This window comes from Massilia sp. LjRoot122, assembly GCF_964252725.1.
Lineage (GTDB): Bacteria > Pseudomonadota > Gammaproteobacteria > Burkholderiales > Burkholderiaceae_D > Telluria.
The window spans coordinates 4,048,728-4,062,676 of sequence record NZ_CAXUPB020000001.1 but is presented as its reverse complement, the minus strand read 5'-3'; the positions used below and the strand labels follow the sequence as shown (position 1 = coordinate 4,062,676).

General features: G+C 65.2%; 15 protein-coding genes. 11 read left to right on the top strand and 4 right to left on the bottom strand.

Going from position 1 to position 13,949, the window contains the following annotated elements; genetic code table 11:
- Positions 1-44: 44 nt before the first annotated feature.
- A complete protein-coding gene (locus ACSQ25_RS17760; RefSeq protein ID WP_436106991.1) occupies positions 45-1,115 on the bottom strand; it encodes a tartrate dehydrogenase in 1,071 nt (356 codons plus the stop codon).
- A 95-nt stretch (positions 1,116-1,210) separates the two neighbouring features.
- Here ACSQ25_RS17760 and ACSQ25_RS17755 point away from each other — a divergent pair, with 95 nt between their 5' ends.
- The gene (locus tag ACSQ25_RS17755; RefSeq protein WP_436106990.1) at positions 1,211-2,110 is read left to right on the top strand and encodes a LysR substrate-binding domain-containing protein; all 900 of its coding nucleotides are present in this window, start codon (positions 1,211-1,213) and stop codon (positions 2,108-2,110) included.
- Positions 2,111-2,165: 55 nt separating this feature from the next.
- Here the strand turns inward: ACSQ25_RS17755 and ACSQ25_RS17750 are convergent, their stop codons facing one another.
- Both ACSQ25_RS17750 and xseA read right to left on the bottom strand, forming a co-directional pair.
- Entirely contained in the window at positions 2,166-2,744 is a 579-nt protein-coding gene (locus ACSQ25_RS17750; RefSeq protein ID WP_436106989.1) for a superoxide dismutase, read from the bottom strand.
- A gap of 89 nt (positions 2,745-2,833) precedes the next feature.
- Positions 2,834-4,204: an exodeoxyribonuclease VII large subunit gene (gene xseA, locus ACSQ25_RS17745; RefSeq protein WP_436106988.1), complete on the bottom strand. Its 1,371-nt coding sequence runs from the start codon at positions 4,202-4,204 to the stop codon at positions 2,834-2,836.
- Positions 4,205-5,299: 1,095 nt separating this feature from the next.
- On the opposite strand from xseA, the gene ACSQ25_RS17740 reads away from it, so the two are divergent.
- The 6 genes from ACSQ25_RS17740 to adk all read left to right on the top strand — a co-directional run bounded on the left by ACSQ25_RS17740 (position 5,300) and on the right by adk (position 9,100).
- The gene (locus tag ACSQ25_RS17740; protein ID WP_436106987.1) at positions 5,300-5,905 is read left to right on the top strand and encodes a MotA/TolQ/ExbB proton channel family protein; all 606 of its coding nucleotides are present in this window, start codon (positions 5,300-5,302) and stop codon (positions 5,903-5,905) included.
- Positions 5,905-6,348 carry an ExbD/TolR family protein gene (locus ACSQ25_RS17735; RefSeq protein WP_436108101.1) on the top strand — a complete coding sequence of 148 codons (444 nt, stop codon included), beginning with the start codon at positions 5,905-5,907 and terminating at the stop codon, positions 6,346-6,348. The genes ACSQ25_RS17740 and ACSQ25_RS17735 overlap by 1 nt, the downstream gene beginning before the upstream one ends.
- Positions 6,345-7,370 carry a tetraacyldisaccharide 4'-kinase gene (lpxK, locus tag ACSQ25_RS17730; RefSeq protein WP_436108100.1) on the top strand — a complete coding sequence of 342 codons (1,026 nt, stop codon included), beginning with the start codon at positions 6,345-6,347 and terminating at the stop codon, positions 7,368-7,370. The genes ACSQ25_RS17735 and lpxK overlap by 4 nt, the downstream gene beginning before the upstream one ends.
- Positions 7,351-7,521 (top strand): Trm112 family protein, encoded by a 171-nt coding sequence (locus tag ACSQ25_RS17725; protein ID WP_436106986.1) that lies wholly within the window; start codon positions 7,351-7,353, stop codon positions 7,519-7,521. Before lpxK ends, ACSQ25_RS17725 begins: the two co-directional genes overlap by 20 nt.
- On the top strand, positions 7,518-8,270 hold the full coding sequence (gene kdsB, locus ACSQ25_RS17720; protein WP_436106985.1) for a 3-deoxy-manno-octulosonate cytidylyltransferase: 753 nt from the start codon (positions 7,518-7,520) through the stop codon (positions 8,268-8,270). The genes ACSQ25_RS17725 and kdsB overlap by 4 nt, the downstream gene beginning before the upstream one ends.
- Positions 8,271-8,443: 173 nt before the next feature.
- Positions 8,444-9,100, top strand: a complete 657-nt coding sequence (adk, locus tag ACSQ25_RS17715; protein ID WP_436106984.1) for an adenylate kinase — start codon at positions 8,444-8,446, stop codon at positions 9,098-9,100.
- Between the two features lie 44 nt (positions 9,101-9,144).
- Here the strand turns inward: adk and ACSQ25_RS17710 are convergent, their stop codons facing one another.
- Positions 9,145-9,657: a DsbA family protein gene (locus ACSQ25_RS17710; protein WP_436106983.1), complete on the bottom strand. Its 513-nt coding sequence runs from the start codon at positions 9,655-9,657 to the stop codon at positions 9,145-9,147.
- A 162-nt stretch (positions 9,658-9,819) separates the two neighbouring features.
- Between ACSQ25_RS17710 and ACSQ25_RS17705 the strand changes: the two genes are divergently transcribed.
- The 4 genes from ACSQ25_RS17705 (at position 9,820) to ACSQ25_RS17690 (ending at position 13,896) form a co-directional block, all read left to right on the top strand.
- A complete protein-coding gene (locus ACSQ25_RS17705; RefSeq protein WP_436106982.1) occupies positions 9,820-10,497 on the top strand; it encodes a hypothetical protein in 678 nt (225 codons plus the stop codon).
- Between the two features lie 121 nt (positions 10,498-10,618).
- Positions 10,619-11,377, top strand: a complete 759-nt coding sequence (locus tag ACSQ25_RS17700; protein ID WP_436106981.1) for a 3-hydroxyacyl-CoA dehydrogenase — start codon at positions 10,619-10,621, stop codon at positions 11,375-11,377.
- A 94-nt stretch (positions 11,378-11,471) separates the two neighbouring features.
- Positions 11,472-13,253 carry a gamma-glutamyltransferase gene (gene ggt / locus ACSQ25_RS17695; protein ID WP_436106980.1) on the top strand — a complete coding sequence of 594 codons (1,782 nt, stop codon included), beginning with the start codon at positions 11,472-11,474 and terminating at the stop codon, positions 13,251-13,253.
- Position 13,254: 1 nt separating this feature from the next.
- Positions 13,255-13,896, top strand: coding sequence for a class I SAM-dependent DNA methyltransferase (locus ACSQ25_RS17690; protein WP_436106979.1), 642 nt, complete (start codon positions 13,255-13,257; stop codon positions 13,894-13,896).
- The last annotated feature ends 53 nt before the right edge of the window (positions 13,897-13,949 follow it).

Sequence of the window (13,949 nt, the reverse complement as noted above, 5' to 3'; positions counted from 1 at the left end):
TTTAGTTGAACGCGCGGGCGGCGAAGCCGCCCACCCTACGAGCATCATGCGGTCGCGAGGTATTCGCTGAGTGCCTTGCCCACTTCCGTCGTACTGGCCGTGCCGCCCATGTCGGGCGTGCGCGGCCCGTTCACCAGGCAATGCTCCATCGCCCGCACGAGCGCATCGTGCGCGTCCTTGTATCCCAGGAACTCCAGCATCATCGCACCCGACCAGATCATGGCAATCGGGTTCGCGATGTTCTTCCCGTAGATGTCCGGCGCCGAGCCGTGCACCGGCTCGAACAGCGAGGGGAAGGTTCGCTCCGGATTCAGGTTGGCCGAGGGCGCGATGCCGATCGTGCCGGTGCAGGCCGGACCGAGGTCGGACAGGATGTCGCCGAACAGGTTCGAGGCCACCACCACGTCGAAGCGTTCCGGCGACAGCACGAAGCGCGCGGCCAGGATATCGACGTGGTACTTGTCCCAGCGGACCTCCGGATAGGCGTGGCCCATGACGGCGACGCGCTCGTCCCAGTAGGGCATCGAGATCGCGATGCCGTTCGACTTGGTGGCGGCGGTCAGGTGCTTCTTCGGGCGGCGCTGGGCCAGCTCGAAGGCGTACTTCAGGATGCGGTCGGTGCCATGGCGGGTGAAGATCGCTTCCTGCAGCACCAGCTCGCGCTCGGTGCCTTCGAACATGCGGCCGCCGACCGCCGAGTATTCGCCTTCGGTGTTTTCACGCACCACGTAGAAGTCGATGTCGCCCGGTTTCTTGTTGGCGAGCGGGCAGGGCACGCCCGGCATCAGGCGCACCGGGCGCAGGTTGACGTACTGGTCGAACTCGCGGCGGAACTTCAGCAGCGAACCCCACAGCGAGATGTGGTCGGGTACCGTGTCGGGCCAGCCGACCGCGCCGAAGAAGATGGCTTCGCAACCGTCGAGCTGCTGCTTCCAGTCGTCCGGCATCATCTTGCCGTGCTGGAGGTAGTAGTCGCAGCTGGCCCATTCGAAGTGGGCGAACTCCAGGCCGATGCCGAAGCGTTTCGCTGCCGCCTCCAGGGCGCGCAGGCCCTCGGGCATGACTTCCTTGCCGATGCCGTCTCCGGCGATCACGGCGATCCTGTGCTGCTTCATGGCTGGCTCCTGTGCTGTTTGCGATCGGTGACCAGCTTAGCAAGAAAACGCTGCGTTTATAATCCCTCTATTCGTAGCTTGATGGAACACGAAACGTGAATAATCAAATCGAGAATGGCGACTTGCGGGTCTTGGTCGAAGCGGTGCGCAAGGGCAGCTTTTCGGCAGCGGCGGAAGCGCTGGGCATGTCAGCGGCCTTCGTCAGCAAGCGCATCGGCGTGCTGGAAGCGATGCTCGGGGTGCGGCTGTTCGAGCGCTCGACCCGGCGCGTCGTGATCACGGAAGAGGGCGAGCAGGTCTACGCCCGGGCCCAGCTGATCCTGGAGCAGCTCGACGACATGCTGGATGACGTGTCCGAGCGGCGCCAGGAGCCGGCCGGACGCCTGCGCATCTGCAGCAGCTTCGGTTTCGGCCGCAATGTCGTGGCGCCGGTGATCGCCAGGCTGGCGGTGGCCCATCCGAAGCTGCAGATCCGCTTCGAGGTGTTCGACCGCCTGGTCGACACGGTGGCGGAAGGCTTCGATCTGGACGTGCGCATCGGCGACGAGCTGCCGCCGCAGCTGGTGGCGCGCAAGCTGATGGACAACCACCGCATCCTGTGTGCCTCGCCGGCCTACATCGCCCGGCACGGCATGCCGAAGACCCTGAAGGAGCTGTCGAGCCACCAGTGCCTGGCGATCAAGGAGCGCGACCATCCCTTCGGCAGCTGGCGCCTGCGCGGCAAGGGCGGCGAAGAAGAGACCGTGCGGGTGGCGGGGGCGCTGTCGACCAACCATGGCGAGATCGCGCTGCGCTGGGCGGTGGAGGGCGCGGGCATCGTGCTGCGTTCGCTGTGGGATGCGCGGGCCTATCTGGACGAGGGCAGGCTGGTGCAGGTGCTGCCGGAGTACACCCAGCCGGCCAGTGTGTGGGCGGTGTATCCGCAGCGGCTGGCCGGGTCGGGCAGGGTGCGGGTGTGTGTGGACTTCCTGCGCCAGCATCTGGCGACGCCCTGAGATAAAAAAATGGCCCGCAATCGCGGGCCACTCTTCATGCGTGAACGAGAACAGCTTACGCCATGTTCTGGTTCGCGAATTCCCAGTTAGCCACATTCCAGAACGCTTCCAGGAACTTGGCGCGGGCGTTGCGGTAGTCGATGTAGTAGGCGTGCTCCCAGACGTCGGCGGTCAGCAGGGCTTTGTCCGAGGTGGTCAGCGGGGTGCCGGCGTTCGAGGTGTTGACGATGTCGACGCTGCCGTCGGTCTTCTGCACCAGCCAGGTCCAGCCCGAACCGAAGTTGCCCAGTGCCGACTTGTTGAACTCTTCCTTGAACTTGTCGACCGAGCCCCACTTGGCGTTGATCGCGTCAGCGACCTTGCCGGTCGGTGCGCCGCCGCCGTTCGGCGACATGCAGTTCCAGAAGAAGGTGTGGTTCCACACCTGGGCCGAGTTGTTGAACACACCGCCCTGCGACTTCTGGATGATCTCTTCCAGGGACATGTTTTCGTACTCGGTCCCCTTGATCATGTTGTTCAGGTTGGTGACATAGGTCTGGTGGTGCTTGCCGTGGTGGTATTCCAGGGTCTCGGCCGAGATGTGCGGTTGCAGAGCATCTTTAGCGTATGGCAGTGCCGGCAGGGTATGTTCCATGTTCTATTCCTTGTGCGTTGGTTGGACGGGTTTTGTTCCAAAACCGCGCTATTCTAAACCGGATAACGCGATGTTGCATGCTTGGCCATTCAGGCGTTTTCATCCAGGGTGCTCTGCACGCTGGACACCACGATCTCGGCGCTGCCGCCCGCCAGCCTGACGTTCAGCTTGTTGCGCGCCTTGACCTGGGCCGGGTCGCGCAGGACTTCGCCCTTGGCGTTGCGCACGATGGCATAGCCGCGCTCCAGCGTGCGCTGCGGGTTCAGCAGTTCCAGCTGGGCGGCCAGCGCGTTCAGGGCGTCGCGCCGCCCCTTGACCGCGTTGCACAGGCTGGTGTTCAGGTGGCGTCCGTTGGCGATCAGCTGCGCGCGCAGGGTCCGCATGTCGGGGCGGTGGCGCATCCAGCGCTGCTGCAGCTGGGCCAGCACCAGGTTCTGGCGATTCACCGGGGTGCGCACCGCGTGGGTCAGCGCGGCCGCCATCGACAGCAGCTTGACGCGCTGGTGGCGGATCTGGGCCGATGGGCTGAGCAGGCGACGGCTGTAGCTGTCCAGGCCCTGGCTCGCTTCCGACAGGCTGCGGCGCATCGCGCGGCGCAGGTCCATCGCGTCGGCCTCGAGCGAAGCCAGCCAGTCGGCGCGCGGCGTGGCCGCCAGTTCGGCGGCGGCGGTGGGCGTCGCGGCGCGCACGTCGGCGGCGAAGTCGGCGATGGTGACGTCGGTTTCATGGCCGACGCCCGAGACCACCGGGATCTGGCAGGCGTCGATGGCGCGCGCCACGCATTCCTCGTTGAAGCTCCACAGGTCTTCGATCGAGCCGCCGCCGCGGCAGACCAGCAGCACGTCGGCTTCGTTGCGGCGGGACGCGGTCATGATGGCTTCGGCGATCTTGTCGGCGGCGAACTGGCCCTGGACCGGGGCCGGGTAGAGGATCACGCGCACGTGCGGCGCGCGGCGGCGCAGGGCGGTGAGCACGTCGCGCAGGGCGGCGGCCTGGGGGCTGGTGACGATGCCGATGGTGCGCGGGAACAGCGGCAGCGGACGCTTGCGCTCGGCGTCGAACAGGCCCTGGCTGGATAACTTTTCCTTCAGGCGCAGGAAGGCTTCATAGAGCTGGCCGACACCGGCACGGCGGATGGTCTCGACATTGATCTGGTAGTCGCCGCGCGCGCCGTACAGGGTCACCAATGCGCGCACCTCGACCTTGTCGCCTTCGCGCGGGTTGAAGCCGGCATATTGCGCGCGGCTGCGGAACATGACGGCGCGCACCTGGGCGGCATCGTCCTTCAGCGTGAAATACCAGTGGCCGGACGCGGCCCGCGTGAAGTTCGAGATTTCGCCGCTGATCCAGGCCAGTGGAAAACTCCGTTCGAGCAGGCGCGCGACCTGCTGGTTCAGGGCCGTCACGGTCAGGACAGGTGCTGCCTTGTAGGCGGAGTCGGCGTCGCTTTGGAATTCCATGGCTGCGTGGGTGCGGGGGCAAAGCCCATGCTTATGTCATATCTTGGCGAAAACGACAAGTCCGCGCACGCTTGCAGGTTTCGAAGCGTAGTTGCCATTTTTCAATGCATTCTATTGGAAAGCTTTGAAATCAATGACTTGCAGACGAGTCTTCCGGCATTCATGCGACTTTATCCACAAAATCTGTGGGCAACTCATCCATAAGAGCAGCGGTGCCCACAACACTGAAGTGATGCGTATGAGCAAGGGAAGGGCGACTTGCTAAGTTCGCCTGCCCAAAAATGACGCTGGGAAATTTTATTGTTATAGATCAATGACTTACTCACCTGCGCTTGTCTTTGCAAACAATGTTGTCCACAAAAAGTGTGCACAACAGGTTTCAGGCCAGCAGTTCTGCCCTTGAGGGCGTTTGCATGTTTTGCAGGCAGTAGGGTGCGATCCTTTAATAATCAATGACTTAAGCACAAGCGTACAAGCTTCATCACATTCTTATCCACAAAAAATGTGCAGATCTGAATTTTCTTTGCCACCCTGTCTCAACAGCTGAATAAGTCATGCAGGAAACAAGAAACTTGCACGGATTCCCTTGTTATATTGCTGAGTGATGAAATTTTGCGCAGTGCATGTTTTTTGTTTTAGATCAAAGACTTAAGCGTCAAAAAAGGCCATTGCTCACATTATTGTCCACAAAAATTGTGAGGAACCGCACATTGGGCGGGCGTGGAGGAGGGATCGCCACACTGCCTATTTTTTGCGCCATGGAAATTTATCCCAGTAAATCAAGTACTTAAGCGACCCTAGATGCCATTGCGCACAATTTTGTCCACAGATTTTGTTCGTAAGTGCGAACCCTTGAGCTGGATCAATACAAAAGCTGAACATCATGGATGAGTTGGAAGCATCCGCTTCCGGCGATGCTGTTTTCTTGCGCAGGCGCAAAATATCCTTTGAAATCAAGACTCTTCCGCAGAGCGGGCAGCCTTGCGCACATTTTTATCCACAGAACTTGTGCAGAACCTTGCATGGACTGCACTTGCCGCACTGCTGGCAACTTGTTACATTGCTGAATTGATTTCTTTCCCTCAGGAGTTTCTCTTGCTCGCTATTTTCCAAGCTGCAGGCTGGCCAATCTGGCTCTTGCTGATTGCCTCGATCGTCGCCGTCGCCCTGATCGTGGAACGCCTGATCTACCTGCGCCGCGACAAGATCCTCCCGAAACAACTGCTCGATGAAGTGATCCGCGTCTACCGCGCCGGCAAGGTCACGCCGGAAGTGGTGGACAAGCTCGAACACAATTCGCCGCTCGGCACCGTGCTGGCCGCCGCGCTGCGCAACGTCGACGCCCCGCGCGACGTGATGAAGGAATCGATCGAGGAAGCCGGCCGCGGCGTCGCCCACGGCCTCGAGCGCTTCCTGACCACCCTCGGCACCATCGCCTCGCTGGCTCCGCTGATGGGCCTGTTCGGCACCGTGGTCGGCATGATCGAGATCTTCGGCGCCCAGAGCCCGACCGGCAACAACCCGGCCCAGCTGGCGCACGGCATCTCGGTGGCCCTGTACAACACCGGCTTCGGCCTGGCCATCGCCATGCCGGCCCTGGTGTTCTACCGCCACTTCCGCGCCCTGGTCGACAGCTTCATCGTCGAGATGGAACTGCAGGCCGTGAAATTCGTCGACGTCGTGCACGGGACCCGCAAATGATGAACTTCCGCCGCGGCCGCCAGCGCGAGGAGCCGGAGATCAACCTGATCCCCTTCATCGACGTGCTGCTGGTCGTCCTCATCTTCCTGATGGTCTCGACGACCTACAGCAAGTTCACCGAGCTGCAGATCACGCTGCCGACGGCCGACGCCGACAAGGTGCAGGAACGGCCGTTCGAGATCAACGTCACCATCGACGCCAAGGGCAACTACACGGTCAACAACGTGCCGGTGTCCTTCCACAGCGTGGCCGGCCTGGCCGACGACCTCAAGAATGCGGCCCGCAGCGGCGGCCCGAACGGCCAGCCGGTCAAGGACCCGGTCATCATCGTCAATGCCGACCAGTTCGCCATGCACCAGATGGTGATCAACGTGCTGGAAGCGGCGCGCGTCGCGGGCTACGACAAGCTGACCTTCGCCGCCCAGACCGGGACCAAGAAATAAGCAGCCTCGAATCGACCCTTACCCGCGCCTGGCTGCGCCGCGGCCCGCTGGCCCTGGCGCTGCTGCCGCTCGCGCTGCTGTTCCGCCTGCTGGCCGGCCTGCGCACGCTGCTCTACCGCCTGGGCCTGAAAAAGAGCGAACGCCTGCCGGTGCCGGTCATCGTGGTCGGCAACATCTTTATCGGCGGGACCGGCAAGACGCCGCTGACGATCTGGCTGGCCGAGGCGCTGCGCGGCGCCGGCCTGCGTCCGGGCGTGATCTCGCGCGGCCATGGCGGCTCCGGATCCGCGCCGCGCGCGGTCACGCCGCAGTCCGATCCAGCTGAGGTCGGCGACGAACCGCTGCTGATCGCGGCCCGCACCGGCTGTCCGGTGGTGGTCGGACGCCGGCGTGCCGAGGCGGGCAGGGCGCTGCTGGCGGCGCATCCGGAGGTCGACGTGCTGATCACCGACGACGGCCTGCAGCACTACGCGCTGGCGCGTGACGTCGAGATCGTCCTGTTCGACGGCCGCGGGGTCGGCAACGGCTGGCTGCTGCCGGCCGGCCCGCTGCGCGAGCCGCCTTCGCGGCGCCGCGATTTCACCGTGGTGAACGCGCCCCAGATCACGCCTGCGCTGGCGGACGCGGTCGGCGGCCGCCCCTTCCGCATGCAGCTGGCCGGCGACTTCGCCGAACCCCTGGCCCGGCCGGAAGACTGCCTGCCGCTGGCCCGGCTGAAGGGCAGGCGCATCGTCGCGGCGGCCGGCATCGGCAACCCGGGCCGTTTCTTCGCCATGCTGCGCGCGGCCGGACTGGCGTTCAGCGAACTGCCGCTGCCCGACCACCACGATTTCCTCGACCGTCCTTTCGACGGCGTGGACGCCGATGTCATCCTGATCACCGAGAAGGATGCAGTAAAATGTCGGCAACTTGATAACCTGAAGGACGATCCGCGCTTGTGGGTCGTGCCCGTGACGGCGCGGATCGATCCCGCGCTGGCCGAACAAATCGTGGAGAAATGTCGTGGACGCTCGACTGCTTGATATCCTGGTCTGCCCGCTGTGCAAGGGCCCACTCCAGTACGACAAAAAGGCGCAGGAACTGATCTGCAGCCCCGACCGCCTGGCATACCCGATTCGCGATGGGATCCCGATCATGTGGGCTGACCAGGCGCGCAAGATCGAGCCGGTATGAGCTTTACGGTCATTATCCCGGCACGGCTGGCCTCGACCCGCCTGCCGAACAAGCCGCTGGCCGACCTCGGCGGCAAGCCGATGGTGGTGCGCGTGGCCGAACGCGCGCGTGAATCGGGCGCCGCGCGCATCATCGTCGCGACCGATCACCCGGACATCCTGGCTGCCTGCGCCGCCCACGGTATCGAGGCCTGCATGACCCGCGCGGATCACCCCTCGGGCACCGACCGCATCGCCGAAGTCGCCCACAAGCTGGGCCTGTCGTCGGACGAAGTCGTGGTCAACCTGCAGGGTGACGAGCCGCTGATCGACCCCGGCCTGCTGGCCGCCTGCGCCGCGCGCATCCGCGATGGTGTGCCGATGGCGACCGTTGCCCACCCGATCCACGCACTTGCCGACGTGTTCAACCCGAACGTGGTCAAGGTGGTGCTCGACAAGGCGGGCAGGGCGCTGTATTTCTCGCGCGCCACTATCCCTTGGCACCGCGACGCTTTCGCCGCGACCCAGGATTCGCTGCCGGCCGGCTACGCGCCGCTGCGCCACGTCGGTCTTTATGCCTACAGCAACGCTTTCCTCCAGGCCTACCCGGCACTGGAACCGTCGCCGCTCGAAACCATCGAGGCGCTGGAGCAGTTGCGCGTGCTGTGGCACGGCTATCCGATCGCCGTGCACATCACGGACAGCGCGCCGCATGCCGGCGTCGACACCCCTGACGACCTGGAGCGCGTACGCCGGCACTACGCCGCCTGAAGCTCTTTTTTGCGACCCTGCGCTATATCAAAACCGGCTGGTGGACGCCCCGGGGATTGGCGTAAAAGCTGACTTTTGTGGTAACTTTCGTGTCAAGCTAGCCAGATATGCATCAAGCGCGGTCGTCCGCGAATATAAAAATTATCAACATCCTCTAAGAATCTAGGAAACTCATGCGTCTCATTCTGTTAGGAGCACCCGGCGCCGGTAAGGGCACCCAAGCCAATTTCATCAAGGAAAAGTTCAACATTCCTCAGATTTCCACCGGCGACATGCTGCGCGCCGCCATCAAGGCCGGGACCGAACTGGGCATGGCTGCCAAGAAGGTGATGGATGCGGGCCAGCTGGTGTCCGACGACATCATCATCGGCCTGGTGAAAGAGCGCCTCAAAGAGACCGATTGCGCCAACGGCTACCTGTTCGACGGCTTCCCGCGCACTATTGCGCAGGCCGACGCCATGAAGGACAGCGGCGTGGCCATCGACTACGTGCTGGAAATCGACGTGCCGGACGAGCTGATCGTCGAGCGCATGTCGGGCCGCCGCACCCACGCCGCCTCGGGCCGCGTGTACCACACCAAGTTCAATCCGCCGAAGGCCGAGGGCATCGACGACCTCACCGGCGAGCCGCTGGTGCAGCGCGACGACGACAAGGAAGAAACCGTCCTGAAGCGCCTGTCCGTGTACCACAACCAGACCGAAGTCCTGCTCGGCTACTACAACAAGTGGGCCCAGTCGGGCCTGCCGGGTGCACCGAAGTACCGCAAGATCTCGGGCGTCGGCCCGGTCGAGCAGGTGCGCGACGCAGCCTTCGCGGCGCTGTCGGAATAAATAGTCAGCAAGTTGAGCAAACGGCCCTGCGGGGCCGTTTTGTTTTACAGGTAGCGCTCGACGGCAGCCGTCAGCGCTTCCCGGTCCGAATCCCCCTGGTAGCGCTCGCCGTTGATGAAAAAGCTCGGCGTCCCGCTCGCCCCCAGTGCTTTGGCTTCCTCGGCCTGCTCGCGGATGCGCGCGCGGTGCCTGCGCGTCGCCAGCTCCTCGTCGAAGCGCGCCCCATCCAGCCCCAGCCCCTGCGCCAGCAGCGGCAGCTGGGCCGGCGGCAGCTGAGCCTGGTGCTCGAACAGTGCGTCGTGCATTTGCCAGAACTTGCCCTGGCTTGCCGCCGCTTCCGCCGCCTCGGCCGCCGCTTGCGCATAGGGATGCATGTCGAGCGGCAGGTGGCGGTAGACCAGGGCGATGCGCTCGCCGTACTGCTTCTGCAAGGCGGCCAACGTCGGGCGGGCCCGGGCACAGTAGGGACACTGGAAATCCCCGTACTCGACGATGACGATGTCGGCATCCGGCCTGCCGCGCACGTGGTCGTGTTCCCTGATCTGCACCTGGCGCATTCCCGCTCCCCTGAATGTGAGGGCCCGATCTTCGCATGCCTGCCGCCGGGGACGCCGCCCATTACCGTCCATCAATCATGTAAGCGCGTGTTTCGCGTGCGCCCGCGCGACCTGCACAGGCAGATAATGGTCCTCCACTATTCGAATCGCATGAGGTGCACCATGAGTCCCATCAAGTCCATGATTGCCCTGCTGTTCGCGCTGGGTTCGGCGGGCGCGCTGGCCCAGAACCAGGCGACGCCGCAGCCGCCGACCGGCAAGCCGGTGTCCGACAGCGCCACCTACGGTCCGGTGCTGAATCCGCCATCGACGCCCGCCACCACCGGGCAGTCGACCCAGAACGGTAGCCAGGCCACGGGCGAGTCCCGCCCTCAGGCGCAGGAAGAACGTGCCGGCCAGCCGCCGGTGACCGGCAAGCAGAACGAAGTCGATCCCTCGGCCCGCCCGGCGCCCGAGACCGTGCAGCCGCAAGCGCCGGCGCAGGCGCCATCGCAAACCCGGCAGATGCAGCCGAAGACCCAGCAGGAGCTCCAGGGCCGCCCTGAGCCGAAGCAGCAAACGAAGAAGGACAAGCAGGCCCGGCGCCGTCCGGGCGCGGTCCAGCGCATCGAAGGCACCCCGCGCATCGCCGCGCCGGCGCCCATGCCGGCGCCGCGCACCGGGACGCCGGCGGTGCCGACCCCGGTCGGCCCGAGCTCGAGCCAGGTGGTGGGCTGCGTGGGCGGCACCTGCACCGACATCAGTGGCGCCACCTACAATGCCGGCGGCCCGGGCAACACCACGGTCAGCAGCAATGGCCGCCTGTGCACGCAAAACGGCGCCAATATGCAGTGCCTTTGATGTCGCGACATGGTTTTTCTTGTTAAAAGTTCGCTACAATGCCGCTGTTTGACGTTTACGTTAACGTAAGCATCAGAACCGTGTGAAGACAGCGGCATTAGAACGTTTAAAAGGGAAAACCATGCAAATTCAGAACAATGTGTTCATCGTGACCGGTGGCGCCTCGGGCCTTGGCGCAGCTACCGCGCGCATGATCACCGAAGCGGGCGGCAAGGTCGTCATCGCCGACGTGCAGGCGGAAGCGGGCGCTGCCCTGGTAGCCGAGCTGGGCGGCCAGTTCGTCAAGTGCGACGTCACCTCGGAAGCGGACGGCCAGGCGGTCGTGGACGCCGCCGTCAAGCTGGGCACGCTGCGCGGCCTGGTCAACTGCGCCGGCGTGGCGCCGGCCGTCAAGACCGTCGGCAAGGACGGTCCGCACCCGCTGGATGCCTTCCAGCGCGCGGTGAACATCAACCTGGTCGGTACCTTCAACATGTGCCGCCTGGCGGCCGACGCCATGGGCAAAACCGAAGCGGGCGAGTACGGCGAGCGCGGCATCATCATCAACACCGCCTCGGTCGCGGCCTTCGACGGCCAGATCGGCCAGGCCGCCTACGGCTCCTCGAAAGCGGCGGTGGCCGGCATGACCCTGCCGATGGCGCGCGACCTGGCGCGCAGCGGCGTGCGCGTGATGACCATCGCCCCGGGCATCTTCGAGACCCCGATGCTGATGGGCATGCCGCAGGAAGTGCGCGACTCGCTGGGCAAGATGGTGCCCTTCCCACCGCGCCTCGGCATGCCGAAGGAGTACGCGCACCTGGCCAAGGCCATCATCGAAAACGTGATGCTCAACGGCGAAACGATCCGCCTCGACGGCGCGATCCGCATGCAGCCGAAGTAAGCCGGCCTGAAGGCTGCTGCCAATTGTTGTACGATTGGCAGATGTCGGGCGCGTGGCGCAAGCCGCGCGCCCGTTTTGCTTTCTGGAGAAACGATTGAATAAACTGACACTGCTGGCCTCCACGCTGGCACTGGCCCTGGCCGGCCTCAACCCGGCGCTGGCGCAGGACACCCGCCAGGCCGCCCCCGAAGCCGCCACCGGCTACCAGGACAAGGCCGGCTGGCCTGCGAAGAACTACATGGTGGCCGCGGCCAATCCGCTGGCGGTGGAAGCTGGCTACCGCATCCTGAAGCAGGGCGGCAGCGCGATCGACGCCGCCATCGCCACCCAGCTGGTGCTGACCCTGGTCGAACCGCAGTCTTCCGGCATCGGCGGCGGCGCCTTCCTGGTGCACTACGACGGCCGCCAGACCCAGGCCTTCGACGGCCGCGAGACCGCGCCCTCGAAAGCCGACGAGCGCCTGTTCCAGCGTCCCGACGGCACGCCGGTGTCGCGTACCGAGGGCGTGGTCGGCGGCCGTTCGGTCGGCGCGCCCGGCGTGCTGCGCATGCTCGAACTGGCCCACCGCGAACACGGCAAGCTGCCGTGGAAGGCGCTGTTCGCGCCCGCCATCAAGCTGTCGGAAGAAGGCTTCGCGGTCAGCCCGCGCCTGCACGCGCTGCTCTCTGGCGATGCCCACCTGCGCAAGGATCCGGAAGCCGCGCGCTACTTCTACGGCAATGGCGGCAAGCCCTGGCCGGTCGGCCACGTCCTGAAGAACCCGGCGCTCGCCAAGACCCTGCGCGAGATCGCCGACGGCGGCGCCGACGCCTTCTACACCGGCCGCATCGCGCGCGACATCGCGGCCAAGGTGCAGTCCCACCCGACCAACCCCGGCCTGCTCAGCGCCGCCGACATCGCCGGCTACCAGCCGAAGGTCCGCACGCCCGTCTGCAGCGACTACCGAACCTACACCGTGTGCGGCATGCCGCCCCCATCCTCGGGCGGCATCGCCGTGGCCCAGATGCTGGGCATGTTCGAGACCATGGACATGAAAGCGCTGGCGCCGTCCAATGGCGTGCCGGGCCCGGACGCGCTGCACGTGTTCAGCGAAGTGGGGCGCCTGGCCTACGCGGACCGCAACCGCTATGCCGCCGACACCGACTTCGTGCCGCTGCCGGGGCGCGGCGTGCCGAGCCTGATCGACAAGACCTACCTGGCCACGCGTGCGAAGCTGGTGGGGCAGCGCTCGATGGGCGAGGCGCCGGCCGGCAAGCCGCCCGGCATGGAAGTCGCCTGGCACTGGGGCAAGGACAACGCCATCGAGACCCCGTCCACCTCGCACGTTGCGGTGGTCGACGGCTACGGCATGGGCCTGGCGATGACCACCACCATCGAAGACGCCTTCGGTGCGCGCCAGATGGTGAACGGTTTCATCCTCAACAACCAGCTGACCGATTTTTCCTTTGCCTCGCGGGACGCCGACGGCCCGATCGCCAACCGGGTGGAGGCGGGCAAGCGGCCGCGCAGCGCGATGTCGCCGACCGTGGTGTTCGACCGCAAGACCGGCAAGCTGGTGCTGACGGTCGGCTCGCCCGGCGGCCCGGCCATCATCAACTACGTCGCCAAGGTGCTGGTCGGGACCCTCGACTGGGGCCTCAACGTGCAGCAGGCGATCGCCTTGCCGAACTTCGGCAGCCGCAACGGCCCGACCGAACTCGAAGTGGGGCGCTTCCCGTCCACCACCATCGAGGCCCTGAATGCGCGCGGCCACAAGCTGCGACTGGGCGAGCAGACCTCGGGCCTGCACGGCATCCAGCGCATCGAGGTGCATGGCGTGCCGCTGTGGTACGGCGGGGCCGATCCGCGCCGCGAAGGCGTGGCCAAAGGCGACTGAGATGGAGGCGCCGCCGGTCGCCGCCGCCTACGACGCCCTGGCCGAACGCTGGCGCGACGGCGTCTTCGACGGCGCCAACGGCATGCGCCAGCACCGGCTGGCGCTCGCCTTTCTCGAGCCCGGGGCCGATGCCTGGGCCCTCAACGTCGGTTGCGGCGGCAATACCCGTTTCAATGCGCTGATGCGCGCCCATGGCCTGCGGATCGAGGGCGTCGACGTCTCCGGGCGCATGGTCGACATGGCCCGTGCCGCCGACCCGGAGGTGGTCCTGCACCAGGCCGACATCACGGTCTGGCCGCTCCCGCGCACCTACCGTTTCATCGCGGCCTGGGACAGCATCTGGCACCTGCGGCTGGAACAACAGCGTCCGCTGATGCTGAAGCTGATGCGTGGGCTGGAGCCGGGCGGGGTCTTGCTCTTCTCGGCGGGTGGCCTGGACCGGCCCGATGAACACGTCGACGCCACGATGGGCCCCGCACTCCATTACAGCACCCTCGGGATCCCGGGACTGCTCGAGGTGGTGAAGGAGGCGGACTGCGTCTGCCGGCACCTCGAATTCGACCAGTATCCGGAGAAGCATCTGTTTGTCGTCGTGCAAAGACTGCAATGTCCGAGCCGGAATGCGTCGGCGAAACCCAACTAACAGTCATTTATTTCCCAAGAGATACCCGACTTTTGCTAAGCTTGGCGGGTGGA